Raw genomic sequence first — 570 nt, forward strand, 5'->3', positions numbered from 1 at the left:
AGCGGGCCATGGTCGCGATCTCCTTGGTCGGATGGATCGCAAACGTCGTGCCAGGAGTTTTTTTTACAGCTTCAACGCTAAACGTGCGGGCAAAACCTCGGTGCAACAGCCCCGATCCATCGCAGAACTCGCGTCAGACAACGCTCAGGTGGCAAACGAATTGAAAACAGTGGCAGACGAGCTCAACGTCGTTCATGCCGCCCTCGAACTCAAAATACCCAAGACTGCACGCCAAGGCGACGTCAATGCAGCAATCGCACGGACAGAAGACCTGGAAAAGAAATTGTCCGACTCCATAGAGGTCCAGAAAGTCACCACGGACATGCACAAGCAAAAGTCCTGAAAGGTCCAGCATCAAGATACTTGCGCCACACCGTGCATGTGAATCAGAGGTCGATATTGCCGTGAATGGCAAGCCTAAGGTGCTTTTTGCCATGGTTGGCATAGGACCTTGATGCAGCAGATGCAGAAGGTCACTGCACCGAAATCGTAGCAGCGCCACCCGTCACGAGAATCATGGGAACCTTTTCATGCAAAAGATGAAATGGTAGGGCGTGAGTGACTTGAACA

The 570-nt window shown here is 52.3% G+C and carries 1 protein-coding gene; it reads left to right on the forward strand.

The genetic code is table 11. The features are described 5' to 3' along the window. On the forward strand, positions 1 to 343 hold a 343-nt coding region (locus AC07R0_RS25720), incomplete at its 5' end, for a hypothetical protein (protein ID WP_495107034.1). Between the last annotated feature and the right edge of the window lie 227 nt (positions 344 to 570).

The sequence above is a fragment of the Rhodoferax sp. GW821-FHT07F03 genome (assembly GCF_059418745.1).